A 14,915-nucleotide genomic window follows, 5' to 3' on the forward strand; every position below is an offset into this window, starting at 1 on the left:
GCGGATCTCCACATCTGTCAGATCTGCTGCGACACACCGGCCGCGATCCGTTCAGCCTACCCACGGCCCCAGCTTCTCGGGGTTGCGGACCGCCCAGATGCGGGTGACGCGGCCGTCGGCGACGTCGAAGGCCGCGACGGTCATGACGGCGCCGTCGCGCCGGGCCACCAGGCCCGGTACCCCGTTGACCGAGCGCTCCAGGAGTTCGAGCCCCGGGGCCTTGTCGGCGATGGCGGCCATGTACTGGGCGATGCGGGCACCGCCCTCGATCGGGCGCAGTGCGGTACCGACCATGCCGCCGCCGTCGGCGGTCATGACCGCGGCCGGGTCGAGGAGGTCGACGAGGGCCGCGATGTCCTTGGTCTGCCACGCCTCCTTGACCTGCCGCACCACGTCGGCCCGCACCGCGGCCGTCGTCTGCGGAGCCCGCGCGCCGCGCACCCGGCGCCGGGCCGAGGCCGCGAGCTGCTTGCAGGCCGCGGGCGTCCGGCCGAGGACGCCGGCGATGTCGGCGAAGGGGTAGCGGAAGACGTCGTGGAGGACGAAGGCGACCCGCTCGGCCGGGGTCATCGACTCCAGGACGACGAGGAAGGCCATGGTCACCGACTCGTCCAGGACCATCTGATCGGCGGGATCGGCGGGGTCGGCACCGTGACCGTGGCCCCGCTCGGCGTGGGCGGGGAGCGGATCCGGCAGCCACGCGCCGACGTAGCGTTCGCGCCGGGCCCGCGCCGAGCCGAGCGCGTCCAGGCAGACGCGGCCGGTCACGGTCGTCAGCCAGGCACCCGGGGACACGATCTCGTCCTGCCGGCTCCGGGGCAGCGCGTACCAGCGTGCGTAGGCCTCCTGCACGGCGTCCTCGGCCTCGGCCAGCGAACCGAGCAACCGGTAGGCGACATTGATCAGTTGACGCCGTTCACCGACCGTCGCGTCGGTACTCGCCCCAGCCGTCCCCATGCCCGAGCGCCCCCTCGCCTTACCTTTCACCGGCCCGCGTCGTCGTGCTGGTGAGACCTTACCGATCCACTGCCCCCCGGGGCGGAAATGGGGACCGCGGCATGGCAACCCAGGCGACGGCGCAGCGCCGACTCTCGTTCCTGCAGATCGCGATCGCCCTGCAGACACTGACCATCTTCCTGCAGGCGGTCTCCGCCGGACTGCTGCTGACCGCGTCCTACGGGGAGACGCTGCACAGCGCCGGAGCCCGGGTGATGTACGGGGCGTCGATGCTGTACGTGCTCGCGGCGGTGCTGGCGTGGAAGCCGGGCGGCGGCCCGCTGCGGCCCGTCTGGCAGGCCTGCGGCTTCCTCGTCCTCGCCTCGGTCCAGGTCGTGCTCGGCATCGCGCGCGTTCCGTCGGTCCATCTGCCCCTGGGAGTCCTGATGTTCGGACTGAGCGTGCTGGCGCTGGCGCGGCGTTGAGCACTCTCACGCTGCCGGGTTCACCCCCTGAAACGCCGGGCGTGGCGGAGGCAGGAGGCGGCCACCACGAAGGGCCACAGCGACTGGAGGGACGTCACGACGCGTTCGGCGACGCCGGCGTCACCGTGTCGCCGCATCTCGATCAGGAACCACACTCCACCGGCGGCCATCAGGGTCGTCACGACGATCGAGGGCGCGAGACGCAGCGCCCAGGGAGCGGCCGGACCTCCGTCGACGGCCAGCACCGGCCAGACCGCCAGGAGCGTGAACCCGACCACCACCACCGCGCCGTGCCGCAGGGAGCCCCCGCTGCTCGGCGCGGGGAGCGCCACCAGGACCAGCGCGGCGAGTCCGCCACCGCCCAGCGCGACGCGTCCGGCGGTGGCGGCGGCCCGCAGCCCCCAGGCGGTCAGCAGGTGGCAGACGCCCAGGGCCAGGAACGCCGCCGTCATCACCCAGAATCCGGCGGCTCCGTAGGACCCGAGGACGCTGATGGTCTGCGTGACGGGATCGTAGGAAGCCCCTTCGGCGTACGCGGCGCCGGTCCAGCCTGCGATCAGCAGTACGGGTGCACATCCCGACGAGAGCAGGACCCACCTGGGAACAAATCGCATCGGGCCACCATAAAGCGGGCCACCATGCGGCGCACCGCCTGCACCGCCGTGCCGCTGGACCTCATACGGGCGGGTTGAGTGCGCGGAAGTACGTCCAGCTGGTCTCGTTCGGCTCGCTCCACTTCTCCGGGGCCCGCGCGAACCGCGGGTGATGGTCGGCGATGTAGGCACGGGTGCGCTCGGGCACCTCGGTGTACGAGCCGAGCTTGCGGCCCCGGCAGTGGTAGGTGAGGCCGCCGGGCCGCCCACCGGGGGCCATCCACGGAACCCACGGGGACATCCGGGTCCACGACATGGTCGCCGGGACGCCGGGGGCGGCACCGGCCAGGTCCGCGCGGTGGGCGAAGAACTGGAAGAGCTCCAGGGCCCGGTACGTGTCACCGGCCGAATGGAGGGGGTACTGGGCCGCCGGCAGGGGCGAGGGGTAGGCGAGCGGGATCTCCAGGCTGAAGCAGACCTGGTCGCCGAGGTCGGTCGTCGGGACCGGGAAGGGGCGCCACTTCTGGTTCGCCGGGTCGTTCCAGATGTGCACCACCGGCAGGTCCCGCCAGGTCTCCAGGATCTCGCCGGTCGCGGGGTCCAGGTAGAACGCGGCCTCGCGGGTGAGCAGCCGGTAGGCGTCGGGACCGTCCTCGGCGTCGCGGACCAGGCGGGCGACGTTGACCCCCTCGAAGCCGAAGAGGCGCGCGTAGGGCTCGTCGGGAGCCCAGGCGAACACACTTCCGGACCACCAGTACGTGACCTCTTCGCCGTCGAGGGAGGCCCGGGTGCGGGCGAGGGAGCGGAGCGACTGCGCGGGTGTCGTCATGGGACGTACTCTGCGCGACCGCCGCCCCCGCCGGCCGGGAATCGGGGCGACCCGCCCCGGAATCGGCCGGAAGTCGCGAGCAGCGATGAATTCGGGCGGCGGATCGGGTCCCCCCTGTATGACTCGCATCATCGCGGACATCTCGATCTCCCTCGACGGCTGTGTCACCGGGCCCGATCCCGGCCCGGGCAACGGTCTGGGCACCGGCGGCGAGGCCCTGCACACCTGGGCGTTCTCCGACGATCCCGAGGAGCGCCGGATCGTGCGCGAGACGACCGCCCGGTCGGGCGCCGTCGTCCTCGGCCGCCGGCTCTTCGACCTGGTGGACGGACCGGGCGGCTGGGACGACACCGTCGGCTACGGCGCCGCGGAGGTCGGCAGACCGCCGTTCGTCGTCGTGACGGCCTCGCCACCGGAGTCGGTCCGGCTCACCAACCTCGACTGGACGTTCGTCACGACCGGTCTGCCCGACGCCGTCACCGCGGCGCGCGAGCGTGCCGAGGCGGCCTCGGCGGACCGCGGCCGGGACCTGGACGTCGTCCTGATGGGCGGCGGGGCCCTCATCGGCTCCGCGCTCGACGCCGGGCTGGTCGAGGTGCTGTCCCTGCACCTGGCTCCCGTCGTACTGGGCTCCGGAACGCCGCTGTTCACCGGCGGAACACCGCACACCCTCGTTCGGCGGAGCGCCAACCCCACGCCGAACGCCACACACCTGCTCTACGAACTCCTGTGACGCGTTCCGGAACGAACGCGCCCCCGGAGGAGGGCCTGTTGACGGGGACGGGCCCTGCCCCTACGGTGCCCTCACCGCGCGACCCGCGATCGGTGCCGGGGGTCCCCGAGGGGATGGTGGCAGGGCGATGAAGGCAGTGGTCCAGGAGCGGTTCGGTCCCCCGGACAGCCTGCGGCTGCGGGACGTCGACCGGCCTGGCGCCGGTGCCGGCCAGGTACTGGTGCGCGTGCACGCCGCCGCGGTGAACCCCTACGACTGGCACATGCTGCGCGGCGACCCGTACGCGGCGCGGATGCTGGGCGGCATGGGGCTGACCCGGCCGAAGCGCCGGGTGGCCGGCATCGACGCGGCGGGGGTGGTGGAGAGCGTCGGCGCCGACGTGCGGGGGCTCGGCCCCGGCGACCGGGTCCTGGGGTTCTGCCCGGGAGCCTTCGCCGAGTACGCGTGCAGCACCGCACCGATGCTGGTGCCCGTGCCCGAGGGCATGGCCTTCGCGCAGGCCGCGGCACTGCCGATGGCAGCGGTGACCGCCCTGCGCGGCATCCGGACCGTCGGTCGCGTGCGGTCCGGGCAGCGGGTACTGGTCAACGGAGCGGGCGGCGGAGTGGGTACCTTCGCGGTGCAGATCGCGGCGGTCCTGGACGCGGAGGTCACCGGCGTGTGCAGCGCCACCAACACCGACCTGGTGCGTTCCCTGGGGGCCGCCCACGTCCTGGACTACGCCCGGGAGGACTTCACCGACGGACGCGAGCGCTACGACGTCGTCCTGGACAACGTGGGCAACCACCCGCTGGGCCGCCTGCGCCGGGCGCTCGCCCCGGCGGGCGTCCTGGTGGCCAACGGCGGCGGCTCCCCCGGCCGGGTGTTCGGGGCGATCGGCGCCATGCTGAAACTGGCGGCGGCCAACGCCGGCACACGGCAGAGGCTGCGTCCGATCCTCCCGGCGACCCCGGACGGGCCAGTCCACGAGGACCTGCTCGCCGTCACCGCGCTCGTCGACGCCGGACAGCTCACCCCCCTGGTCGGCCGGACCTTCGCCCTGGCCGACACCGCGCAGGCGGTGCGGCACGTCGAGGAGGGCCACGCGCGCGGCAAGACCGTCGTCACCGTGGTGTGAGCGCCCACGGGCCGAGTCGCCGTAACCCCTGCGTCAGTGGAAGCCGGTGCGCGCGGCCGTGACCTCGACGGTGTCCTTCACCAGGGCCAGTGCCGCTCCCACCGGGCTCGACCGCCCGCCGCTCACCGTCACGTCGCCCGCGTCCGGACAACCGAACACCACGGCCTTCTCGGGCCCGGTCAGTGCGTGCAGCGGGTCCCCCGGTTCCGTCTCCTCGAGCCGTACCTGCACGACGCCGGGCTCGGCCACCGACGCGCCGGCGACCGCCCGCAGCCGACGGGACCGGGAGGCCGCGGCCAGGGCCCGCCTCGCCGTGGTCCCGTCCACCGGCTCCGCCCGCACCCGCACCTCGGCCGGGTCCCAGCCCCAGGCCAGCGCGGCCAGCAGCCGCACCTTGGTGGCGGCGTCCTCGCCCGACAGGTCCGCCGAGGGGTCCGCCTCCGCGATGCCCCGCAGCCTCGCGGCGCGGATCGCGTCGCTCAGCGTGTCGCCCTCGGCCAGGCGGTCGAGCACGAAGGTGGCGGTGCCGTTGGGGCAGGCGCGGAGCGTCCGGCAGTCCAGGCCGCGCAGGGACGTGCGCGACAGGTCGCCCGCCGGGAGCGCCGCCCCGGTGGCCCCGGAGATCCTGATCATGCTGCCGCCCGCCCTGGCGGCCGCGTCGAGGTCCCCCCAGTGCGTGAGCAGATGGCTCTTGGTGGCCGTCACCACGTGGATGCCCCGGCGCAGTGCGGCCACGGCCTCCTCGGCGGCACGCTCCCGCAGTCCGGGCGAGGACGGGACGGCCTGGACGAACACCCGCGCGCCGGTGCGGTCGAAGGTCTCGCCCAGCGGCCTCGCGGGACCCCACTGCGACCGCGGCGGCACCGACCCGTCCGCGCCCGGCAGGCACTGGGCCGCGCTCGCGCGTACGGCGGCCACCCGGGGCCGGACGCCGTAGCGGCGTGCGAGCGCGTCTCCGTCCCGGGCCAGCCGGTCGACGAAGGCCTGGCCGACCGGGCCGTACCCGGCGAGGACCACATCGGTCGCAGTCGCTCCGATCGCTCCGGCAGTTTCAGTCGCTCCGGTCGCTCCGGTCACTTCACTCATGGATCCGGGATCCTCTCACACCCCGGCCGTGAGAAGGCCCGTCAGCGGGGCGGCCGCGCGAGCCCGGAGCGGTAGGCGTGGGCGACCAGTTGAGCCCGGTCCCGGGCGCCGAGCTTGGTCTTGGCGCGCTGGACGTGGGTGCGTACGGTCAGCGGACTGAGGAACAGTTCGGCCGCGATCTCCTTGTCGGACTTGCCGTCCGCGACCAGGGCGGTCACCTCCCGCTCGCGGGCGGTGAGGGCGGCCAGGTCCTCGGGCGCCACGGGGGACGTCCCGGGGTCGGGGGAATCGAGGAACCGGGTGATGAGGCTGCGGGTGGCCGCGGCGGACAGGAGGGCGTCGCCGGCGGCCACCGTGCGGATGCCGTCGAGGAGTTCCTCGGCCGTGACGTCCTTGCCGAGGAATCCGCTCGCGCCGATGCGCAGGGCCCGGGCGACGTGTTCGTCGGTCTCGAAGGTGGTGAGGACGAGGACCCGGGAGCCCCTGAGGTCGGGATCGGCGCAGATGGCTGCGGTGGCGGCGAGGCCGTCCGTGCCGGGCATGCGGATGTCCATGAGGACGATGTCGGGTCGGTGGGTGCGGGTCAGTGCGACGGCGTCCTGACCGTCGGCGGCTTCGGCGACGACTTCCAGGTCCTCGCTCGAGTCGATGAGGATCCGGAACGTCGCCCGCAGCAGAGCCTGGTCGTCGGCGAGGAGCACGCGGATGGTCATTGGGGCAGTTCCCTTGGTGGAGGAGGGGCGGGCAGTTCGGCGGTGACGGCGAAACCGCCTTCCGGCAGGGCACCCGCCCGCAGGTGGCCCCCGGAGGTCTGGGCGCGTTCCCGCATGCCGACCAGGCCGAAGCCGCCGTCGGGGCCCGGTGGGCGCGGGGTTGCGCCTCCGTCGTCCGCGACGGTGAGGGTCAGCCGGTCGTGGGTGTAGGCGAGTTGCACGTCCGCCGAGCCGGCGTCGGTGTGTTTGGTGACGTTGGTGAGCGCCTCCTGCACGATCCGGTAGGCGGTCAGGTCCACGCCGGCCGGCAGGGGGCGCGGCACGCCCTCGGTGGTGACGGTGACCAGGAGTCCGGCGGAGCCGAACGCGGAGACCAGTTCGGGGAGTCGGCCGAGTCCGGGCGGGGGTTGCAGCGGGTCCTCGGGCTCGTCGGAGCGGCGCAGGAGACCCACGGTGGCCTTCAGTTCGCGCAACGCCGACGCGGTGGTGCCGGTGAGGTGCGTGAGGATCTCGTGGGCCTGGTCCGGGTGGGTGTGGGCGAGGTGGGCGGCGGTATTGGCCTGGGCGTTGGCCAGCGCCATGTGGTGGGCGACGACGTCGTGCAGTTCGCGGGCGATCCGGACGCGCTCCTCGGCGACGCGCCGGCGGGCCTCCTCCTCGCGGGTGCGTTCGGCGTGCTCGGCCCGGGTGTGGACGGCGTGGACGTACGCGCGTCGGCTTCTGACCGACGTGCCGGCCAGAACGGGAAACAGCATCCAGGCGGCCGGGCCGAAGCTCTCGGTGGCCCACGGCTGACCGTTGCGCCCGGAGAGCAGCGCGGCCGGAATGATCAGCGCGACGGCTCCGAGGTAGGAGACGTAGGCCGCTCGCTGGGGGGTCCGGGCCGCCGCTTCGTACAGCGCCACCAGCACCGGCGTCAGCAACAGCGGCAGGACCGGATAGCCCACCGCCACGGACACGGCGGCGCAGGCGGCGGCCGTCAGGACCGCGGCTCGCGGGTGGTCGCGGCGCCGGACCAGGCCGGCGGCGGCCACGAGTGCCAGGGGCTGGCCCGCCCACCAGCCCGGGTCTCCCTCCACGTACTGCCGGCTCGTGGCAACGAGCACCAGCAGCAGGAAGGCCGCCTCGACGAGGTGTGGGTGGCCGTCGGCGTACCGTCGCCAGCTGCTGAGCATGAGTTCCTCCTCGGACCAGGATCGCCGATGCGGCCCGCGCACGTCAGGAGGGCCGCCCGTGGCACACACGGGCGGCCCTCCCCGGGCGCGGTTCAGAGGCGCACCGGGTCCTGCTCCTCGACGCCGGGATCGGCGGCGAGCGCCGGGGTCAGGGCCCTGCGGCCGAGGGCCTCGCCCTCCACGTCGACCCGCGGGAGCAGCCGGTCCAGCCGGCGTGGCAGCCACCACGCCCGCTCGCCGAGCAGGACGAGGACGGCGGGCACGAAGGCCATGCGGACGACGAAGGCGTCGAAGAGGACGGCGGCGGCCAGGCCGAAGCCGACCATCTTGAGCAGGGTCTCACCGCCGGTCATGAAGCCCGCGAAGACGGCCATCATGATGACCGCGGCGGCGGTCACGACCCGGCCGCTGTGGCGGAACCCGGTGGCGACGGCCTCCGCGGGCCGCTCCCCGTGGATGACGGCCTCCCGCATCCGCGACACGAGGAACACCTGGTAGTCCATGGCGAGGCCGAAAACGATGCCCACCAGCATGAGCGGCATCGTGCTCATGATCGGTCCGGTCTCCTCGATGCCCAGGAGTCCGGCGCCGTGGCCGTTCTGGAAGACCGTGACGAGTACGCCGAAGGACGCCACGACGGACAGCAGGAAGCCGAGGGCGGCCTTGAGCGGTACCAGTACGGACCGGAAGACCACCAGCAGCAGGAGGAAGGCCAGACCGACGACGACCAGCAGGTACGGGATCAGGGCGTCCGTCATCTTCTGGGCGACGTCGATGTTGAGCGCGGTGGTGCCGGTCACCTCGAAGGTCGTGCCGGTGTCGGACTCGGTCGCGAGGCGCTCGTCGCGGATGGTGTGGACGAGTTCCTTCGTTCGCTCGCTGGTGGGCGCGGTGGACGGGACGGCCTGGATCACCGCGGTGTCCTTCGCGGCGTTGAACCGGGGCGGCGACACGGAGACCACTCCCCCGGTGCCGGCGATCTTCTCGGAGACCGCCGCGACGGCGGAGCGCGGGTCGTCGGCCTGCCTGGCGTCCACGACGATGGTCAGCGGGCCGTTGAACCCGGGACCGAAGCCGTCCGCGAGGGCGTCGTACGCCCGGCGTTCGGTGGTGGACGTGGGCTTGGCCTCGTCACCGGGCATGCCGAGCCGCAGGTCCAGCGCCGGTACGGCGAGAGCGCCCAGCACGGCCACCGAGCCGAGCAGCACGGGCACCGGGCGGCGCCGGACGAACCGGGCCCACCGGGCGGCCCACTCCCCGGTCTCCCGAACCGGCCGGGCGGCACCGGGCTTCGCCCCCTTGCGGACGCGGCGGGCCAGCAGGGCGTCGGGCCAGAAGCCGAACAGCGCGGGCACCAGGGTCAGTGTGATCAGCACCGCGCAGACGACCGCGCCGGCGGCGGCCAGGCCCATCCTCGTCAGGGACGGGACTCCGATCACCGACAGGCCGGCCAGCGCGATGACCACGGTGAGTCCCGCGAAGACCACCGCGGATCCGGCCGTGCCCACGGCCAGCCCCGCCGCCTCCTGGGCGTGGTGCCCCTTCGCCCGCTCCTCGCGGTAGCGGGAGACAACGAGCAGGGCGTAGTCGACACCCACCGCGATGCCGATCATCGTCGCGAGGTCGCTGTCGGTCGCGGACAGGCCCAGGGCGCCGCCCAGCGCGATGATCGAGGCGAGGGTGAGGGCCACGCCGACGACGGCGGTGATCAGCGGCAACCCGGCGGCGGCGAGCGATCCGAAGGTGATCAGGAGAACCACCGCGGCGACGCCGATGCCCAGGAACTCACCGATCCCGGTGGACGGCTCGCTCACCAGGGCGTCGCCGCCGGCCTCGACGGTCAGCCCCGCGTGCCGGGCCTCCTCCACCGCTTCCGTGAGATCTTCCCTGCTGGCGTCGGTGACGTTGTCGTCGGTCACCTTGTAGGTGACGGTGGCGTACGCCGTGGACGCGTCCTCGCTGACCGTCGTCGCGTCGAGGGGGTCCGACACCGCGGCGACCTGCGGCCCGTCGGCCACCTCGGCCACCAGGGCGTCGATCGCCGCCCGGTACTCGGTCGCCGTGACCTTGCCACCGTCCGGTGCGACGAGGACGATCCGGGCGCTGGAACCCTCCGCCTCGGTGCCCGGGAACCGCTCGTTGATGAGGTCGAAGGCGTGCTGGGACTCGATTCCCGGCATCGAGTCCGAGTCGTCGGCCGTCTCGCCGGCGCTCATGGCGCCCAGCACGACGCCGAGGACGACGGCCGCCCACGCCAGGGTCACCCACCGGCGCCGTCGGAAGGCGCCACGGCCCAGCCGGTACAGCAAAGTTGCCATGGAGAGGTCTCCGCATCTGATCTGGGGAACCTCTCCAGACTCACGGGACGGCCACCGCCCCGTCGTCGTCCGCACCGACCGTCGCGTGTACTCACTTTCGAGTACCGCGGCAGAGGTCGGACACCCGGGTGGACGGCCGGTCCGCCTCACCTGCCGAGGCGTTGGCGGGCCGCGGGACCGGTCGCGCAGACCCGGGCGGCTCTCAGGTGCCGCCGTCCCGGCCGCGCGGTGCGTCGAGTTGGGCCCGGGCCGCCGTACGTCGGGCTCAGGGCCGTCGTACGTCGGGCTCAGGGCCGTCGTACGTCGGGCTCAGGGCCGTCGTACGTCGGACTCAGGGCCGTCGTACGTCGGACTCACCACGCGAGTCCGTCCAGGTGCGCGGCGACCCGCCCGCGGTCCCAGGCGCCGTCGGCGACGACCACGCGGTAGGCCCGGGCGAGGGTCTCGCCGGGCGGGAGGACCAGTTCCTCGTGGAAGGCCCAGGAGGGTGCGACCGCGGCGAAGGGGTCGTTGCGCACGAACCAGTGGGCCGGGTGGCTGCCCTTCTCGCCCGAGTGGTCGTTGGAGGGGGCGTGTTCGAAGACGAGCGTGGCGTGGCCGTCCCGTCCGTCGTGCTCGCCGACGTAGGCCAGCCAGCGTGCCCGGGAGCCCATCGGGTCGGTCTCGCCGGACTCCGCGGAACCGGCGGACTCCGCCGTGAAGACCCGGCCGCCGCGGAAGGCGCGCGGCCCGCGCCAGAACAGCCCGGTGTAACCGGCGGCGGGGCGCCCGTGGGTGGTGGGGCTGCCGAACCGCAGTGGTTCGCCGCGCCGGTTGGTCACCGCCGACGTCCAGATGAGCGTCCAGCTGCCGGTCTCCGGGTCGACGTCGCGGACCTCGATGCGGCGTTCCTCCTCGGCCCACAGCTCGCCGCCGTGCGGGTGCCAGGTCAGCCGCTCGGCGATGACGGCGCGGTCCGCCTCGGCGCCGACCTCCTCGAAGGACACGTGGGCCATCGAGCCGACCCGCTCCGGCAGCGCGCGGTAACCCTCGCCGTGCACATAGGTGTTGCCGCCCCACAGGTTCTGCCCGGACAGGTGGGAGGCGGTCAGCTGGAGCCCCTTGTGCCAGCGGTGGTCGTTGGGGCGGTAGTCCGTGACGAGTCCGCCGGACAGGGTCCGGACCGGGTGGAGGTACGGCTTGGGCGCCTCCCATGCGGCCTCGGGACGGTACACGTAGGAGAACAGCTCGGTCCCGGCCGGCCCGTGGGTCACGGTGACGCGGTCGCCGTGGACGTGGGTGAGTGAGAGCGTCATCTGGTCCTCTTCCTCCCTGGTCCTCGCGGACGTATGCCGCGGCACCGTCGGGCCACACGATAGCAAGCGCTTGCCACAAGGCGGCTCGCCGCATCGTCGGGCCACTTGGGCATCGGCGGGGGCAAGGACGAGTGCCCTCGTCGAGAGCACCCTCGCTCGGCGAGACACTGGGCCGCGCGCCGGGCCGCCCTAGGCTTTTTGACCATGGAAATCCCGAGACACCTCATTGAACTCCGGCGTGCCGTCGAGGCGGCGGACAACCGTTACCGCAGCAACAGGGGCGAGAACGCCACGGTCGCCCTGGCGGTCTGGTCCGATGCCACCGCCGCGCTCGCCCGGGGCATCGCCGCCTACGCCGACGAGACCGGCGTGCCGCATCGCGAGGTGGAGCTGGCCGTACAACGCGCGACGGGACGACACACCCCCTCGTAGCGAACCCTCCCGGTGGGCCGTTGACAGCATTGGCTAATGGTAGTAGCTTTTAGTTAAAGCTGTTAGCCATACCGGGGAGTGACATGACCGAGCACCTTGCCGTCGACGGCGGCACGATCGCGTACGAAGTGACCGGATCCGGCCCGCTGATCGTGCTCGCGCACGGCATGGGGGACAGCCGCGCCGCGTACCGCGCCGTCGTCCCCCAGCTGGTGGCGGCCGGTCACCGGGTCGCCGCGGTGGACCTGCGCGGCTGCGGCGAGTCGAGCGTCGACTGGCCGGAGTGGAGCCGCACCGCCATCGCCGGTGACCTGATCGCCCTGATCCGTCACCTGGGCGGCCCGGCCGTACTGGTCGGCCACTCGGTCTCGGGCGGCGCCGCCACCATCGCCGCGGCCCGGGAGCCCGCCCTGATCACGGCGGTCGTCGAGCTGGCGCCGTTCACCCGCAAACAGTCGATGCGACTGGGCGACCTGCGGGTGAAGCGGTTCCGGCGGGGCATGCTCCGCCTGCTCGGCGCGGGCGCGTTCGGCAGCCTGCCCCTGTGGCGCTCGTACCTCGACGTCGCGTACCCGGGTGTGAAGCCGGCCCACTGGAGCGAGCGGCTCGGCCGCATCGAGTCCCGGCTGCGCGAGCCGGGCCGGATGAAGGCCATGCAGGCCATGGGCCGCAGCGCGCCGACGGACGCCGGCGCCCAGCTCGGCAACGTCCGCTGCCCGGTCCTGGTGGTGATGGGCACCCTCGACCCGGACTGGGCCGACCCGCACGCGGAGGGCTCGGCGGTCGTCGCGGCCCTGCCGTCCGGGCTCGGCCGCCTGGAGATGATCGAGGGCGCCGGTCACTACCCGCACGACCAGTTCCCCGACGAGGTGGTCGCGCTCGTGCTCGCCTTCCTCCGCTCGGACGCCGCCCGTGCCTAGGGCGGGCCTGGATCCGGCGGCCGTGGTCGCGGCCGGTGCCGCCCTGGCCGACGAAGTGGGCTTCGCCAACCTGACGATGGGCCTGCTGGCCGAGCGGGTCGGCGTACGCACCCCGTCCCTGTACAAGCATGTGGGCGGCCAGGACGACCTCACCCGGCGGATCGCGGTCCGCGCCCTGAACGAGGCCGCGGACGCCGTCGGCGGCGCGGTCCAGGGATACGCGGGGCGGGACGCCCTGGCGGCCGCCGCGCGCGCGTTCCGCGCCTTCGTCCTGGAGCACCCCGGCCGGTACGCCGCGACGATCGGCCAGGAACCCTCGGGGCCGGACGATCCGCTGGCCGCCGCCGGGCAGCGGTTGCTCGGCGCGTTCACCGCGGTCCTGCGCGGCTACGACCTCAAGGAGGGCGACGTGAACCACGCGCTGCGCCTGCTGCGCAGCCTCTTCCACGGCTTCGCCACGCTGCAGGCGTCGGACGGCTTCCAGTGGAGCACCGACGTCGACGACAGCTTCGAGTGGCTCATCGCCTTCGCCGACCGGGGCCTGCGCACCCTGTGAGACACCGGCATCGCGCAAGCGTGCCGGGCGCCCCGGCCGGGGCAGTGGCACTCGGGGCGGGCGTCAGCCGAGCCGCACGTCCGCGGAGCGGCTGCGCACGGCGTCGAGTGCGGCGAGGGACGACGCGTCCAGGGCGATGTCGCCCACGGCGAGGTTCGCGTCCAGATGGCCGGCGTCGGCGGTGCCGGGGATGAGCAGCACGTTCGGGGCGTGGTGGAGCAGCCAGGCGAGCCCCACCTCGGCCGGCGTCACGCCGAGCTTCTTGGCCACGGTCTGCACCGCGGGCTCGTCGGCGACCTTGGGCATGGCGGGGAACGCGCCGCCGAGCGGGAAGTACGGCACCCAGGCGACGCCCCCGGCGGAGCACAGCGCGAGCATGTCCTCGTCGTCCCGGCTCACGACGCTGTAGGCGTTCTGCACGCAGACGATGCCCGCCGGGAGGGCCCGGCGCAGTCCGTCCGGGGTCACGCTGCTCAGACCGATCGCACCGATCTTGCCCTCGTCGCGCAGTGCGGTCATCACGGCGAGCTGGTCGTCGAGGTCGACCGCCTGGTCGCCCTCCGCGCGCAGGCCGGGGCCGGTGTCGAGGCGGCGCAGGTTCACGACCGGGATCCGGTCGGTGCCGAGGCTCCTGAGGTTGTCCTCGACGCTCGCCCGCAGTTCCTCCGGCCGTTGTGCGGGGCGCAGCGGGAGGGGGCCGCCGGGGTCGGGGTCGGCGCCGACCTTGCTCACCACGACGACGTCGTCCGCGGGGCGGAGCGCCTCGCGGACGACCTCGTTGACGAATCCGTCGCCGTAGAACTGGGCGGTGTCGAGGTGGTCGACGCCGCGTTCGACCGCTCGGCGCACGAGGGCGACGGCGGCGGCCCGGTCGGCGTGCAGGCGTTCGAGCTGCATCGCGCCGTAGCCGATCCGGGAGACGGTGCGGCCGGCGAGCAGTCCGGCCCCGCCGGGGCGGGGGGTGCCGGCGTGCGTGACACGGGAAGAGGAGGGGGTGCCGGTTGACGTCATGGGTAGTCCGTCCTCGTGCGATGATGGCAGAAGCGGAGGACCCTCCGCTTCTACGACTGTAGCACTACCGGAGGATCCTCCGCTTTGAGTCCGGACCAGGAACCGAACGCTGTCCCCGCCCGGTCCGACCGGCCGGCCGGCGCCGAACGCCCGCTGCGCGCGCACGCGCGGCGCAACCGCGAGAAGCTCGTCGCCGCCGCGCGGGCGGCGTTCACGGCCGCGGACGACACCGTCCCCCTGGACGGCATCGCCCGCGAGGCGGGGGTCGGCATCGGCACGCTCTACCGTCACTTCCCCACCCGCGAGGCGCTGGTCGAGGCCGTCTACGCCGCCGAACTGGACGACGTCACGGCCAGTGCCTCCGCGCTGCTGGACGAGCTGCCGCCCGAGTTGGCGCTGCGCGCGTGGATGGAGCGCTACGCGGCGTTCGTCGCGACGAAACGCTCCATGCTCAACACCCTTCACAGCGGCTGGGCCTCGGGACGCCTCGCGACGCCCGCCACCCGCGAGCGCATCACGGCCGCGATCGGCACCATGCTCGCGCAGGGGGCACGGGCGGGCTCGCTGCGCGGGGACGTGGCACCCGACGACGTCACCGCGATGCTGCTCGGCGTGTTCCTCTCGACGGTCGACGACGAGCCGGAGCGCACGGAGCGCCTGCTCGATCTCGTCGTCGACGCCCTCAGGCCGCCGGGGAGTTCATGACCCGCGCCGGC

16 protein-coding genes are annotated in these 14,915 nt (G+C 73.7%); 7 read left to right on the plus strand and 9 right to left on the minus strand.

The window, feature by feature from the left end; all coding sequences use genetic code 11:
- Window positions 1–51 precede the first annotated feature (51 nt).
- A complete protein-coding gene (gene sigJ / locus ACZ7MF_RS16345; RefSeq protein WP_471477478.1) occupies window positions 52–957 on the minus strand; it encodes an RNA polymerase sigma factor SigJ in 906 nt (301 codons plus the stop codon).
- A 101-nt stretch (window positions 958–1,058) separates the two neighbouring features.
- Between sigJ and ACZ7MF_RS16350 the strand changes: the two genes are divergently transcribed.
- Window positions 1,059–1,421 (plus strand): hypothetical protein, encoded by a 363-nt coding sequence (locus tag ACZ7MF_RS16350; protein WP_471477479.1) that lies wholly within the window; start codon window positions 1,059–1,061, stop codon window positions 1,419–1,421.
- Between the two features lie 20 nt (window positions 1,422–1,441).
- On the opposite strand, the gene ACZ7MF_RS16355 is transcribed toward ACZ7MF_RS16350, so the two are convergent.
- Window positions 1,442–2,035, minus strand: a complete 594-nt coding sequence (locus ACZ7MF_RS16355) for a DUF998 domain-containing protein (RefSeq protein ID WP_471477480.1) — start codon at window positions 2,033–2,035, stop codon at window positions 1,442–1,444.
- 61 nt (window positions 2,036–2,096) lie between these two features.
- Entirely contained in the window at window positions 2,097–2,843 is a 747-nt protein-coding gene (locus ACZ7MF_RS16360) for a DUF1838 family protein (RefSeq protein WP_471477481.1), read from the minus strand.
- Between the two features lie 118 nt (window positions 2,844–2,961).
- Here ACZ7MF_RS16360 and ACZ7MF_RS16365 point away from each other — a divergent pair, with 118 nt between their 5' ends.
- Together ACZ7MF_RS16365 and ACZ7MF_RS16370 are read left to right on the plus strand one after the other, a co-directional pair.
- Window positions 2,962–3,576, plus strand: a complete 615-nt coding sequence (locus ACZ7MF_RS16365; protein ID WP_361001733.1) for a dihydrofolate reductase family protein — start codon at window positions 2,962–2,964, stop codon at window positions 3,574–3,576.
- A 127-nt stretch (window positions 3,577–3,703) separates the two neighbouring features.
- On the plus strand, window positions 3,704–4,693 hold the full coding sequence (locus tag ACZ7MF_RS16370) for an NAD(P)-dependent alcohol dehydrogenase (protein WP_471477482.1): 990 nt from the start codon (window positions 3,704–3,706) through the stop codon (window positions 4,691–4,693).
- Between the two features lie 33 nt (window positions 4,694–4,726).
- On the opposite strand, the gene ACZ7MF_RS16375 is transcribed toward ACZ7MF_RS16370, so the two are convergent.
- The 5 genes from ACZ7MF_RS16375 to ACZ7MF_RS16395 all read right to left on the minus strand — a co-directional run bounded on the left by ACZ7MF_RS16375 (window position 4,727) and on the right by ACZ7MF_RS16395 (window position 11,280).
- Window positions 4,727–5,779 (minus strand): homoserine dehydrogenase, encoded by a 1,053-nt coding sequence (locus ACZ7MF_RS16375; protein WP_471477483.1) that lies wholly within the window; start codon window positions 5,777–5,779, stop codon window positions 4,727–4,729.
- 41 nt (window positions 5,780–5,820) lie between these two features.
- Entirely contained in the window at window positions 5,821–6,492 is a 672-nt protein-coding gene (locus ACZ7MF_RS16380; RefSeq protein ID WP_471477484.1) for a response regulator transcription factor, read from the minus strand.
- The gene (locus ACZ7MF_RS16385; protein ID WP_471477485.1) at window positions 6,489–7,667 is read right to left on the minus strand and encodes a sensor histidine kinase; all 1,179 of its coding nucleotides are present in this window, start codon (window positions 7,665–7,667) and stop codon (window positions 6,489–6,491) included. Before ACZ7MF_RS16385 ends, ACZ7MF_RS16380 begins: the two co-directional genes overlap by 4 nt.
- Window positions 7,668–7,759: 92 nt before the next feature.
- Window positions 7,760–9,985, minus strand: coding sequence for an MMPL family transporter (locus ACZ7MF_RS16390; RefSeq protein ID WP_471477486.1), 2,226 nt, complete (start codon window positions 9,983–9,985; stop codon window positions 7,760–7,762).
- A gap of 353 nt (window positions 9,986–10,338) precedes the next feature.
- Complete coding sequence (locus tag ACZ7MF_RS16395) at window positions 10,339–11,280, minus strand: DUF6807 domain-containing protein (protein WP_471477487.1); 942 nt, start codon at window positions 11,278–11,280, stop codon at window positions 10,339–10,341.
- 204 nt (window positions 11,281–11,484) lie between these two features.
- On the opposite strand from ACZ7MF_RS16395, the gene ACZ7MF_RS16400 reads away from it, so the two are divergent.
- From ACZ7MF_RS16400 to ACZ7MF_RS16410, 3 genes are all read left to right on the plus strand, one after another.
- Window positions 11,485–11,712, plus strand: coding sequence for a hypothetical protein (locus ACZ7MF_RS16400; protein ID WP_356858105.1), 228 nt, complete (start codon window positions 11,485–11,487; stop codon window positions 11,710–11,712).
- An 83-nt stretch (window positions 11,713–11,795) separates the two neighbouring features.
- A complete protein-coding gene (locus ACZ7MF_RS16405; protein ID WP_471477488.1) occupies window positions 11,796–12,632 on the plus strand; it encodes an alpha/beta fold hydrolase in 837 nt (278 codons plus the stop codon).
- Window positions 12,633–12,654: 22 nt separating this feature from the next.
- Window positions 12,655–13,188, plus strand: a complete 534-nt coding sequence (locus tag ACZ7MF_RS16410; RefSeq protein WP_471478847.1) for a TetR/AcrR family transcriptional regulator — start codon at window positions 12,655–12,657, stop codon at window positions 13,186–13,188.
- 63 nt (window positions 13,189–13,251) lie between these two features.
- Here ACZ7MF_RS16410 and ACZ7MF_RS16415 read toward each other — a convergent pair whose 3' ends face one another.
- Entirely contained in the window at window positions 13,252–14,199 is a 948-nt protein-coding gene (locus ACZ7MF_RS16415) for an aldo/keto reductase (RefSeq protein ID WP_471477489.1), read from the minus strand.
- Between the two features lie 84 nt (window positions 14,200–14,283).
- Between ACZ7MF_RS16415 and ACZ7MF_RS16420 the strand changes: the two genes are divergently transcribed.
- The gene (locus ACZ7MF_RS16420) at window positions 14,284–14,904 is read left to right on the plus strand and encodes a TetR/AcrR family transcriptional regulator (RefSeq protein WP_471477490.1); all 621 of its coding nucleotides are present in this window, start codon (window positions 14,284–14,286) and stop codon (window positions 14,902–14,904) included.
- The last annotated feature ends 11 nt before the right edge of the window (window positions 14,905–14,915 follow it).

The sequence above is a fragment of the Streptomyces sp. NPDC111628 genome (assembly GCF_055635195.1).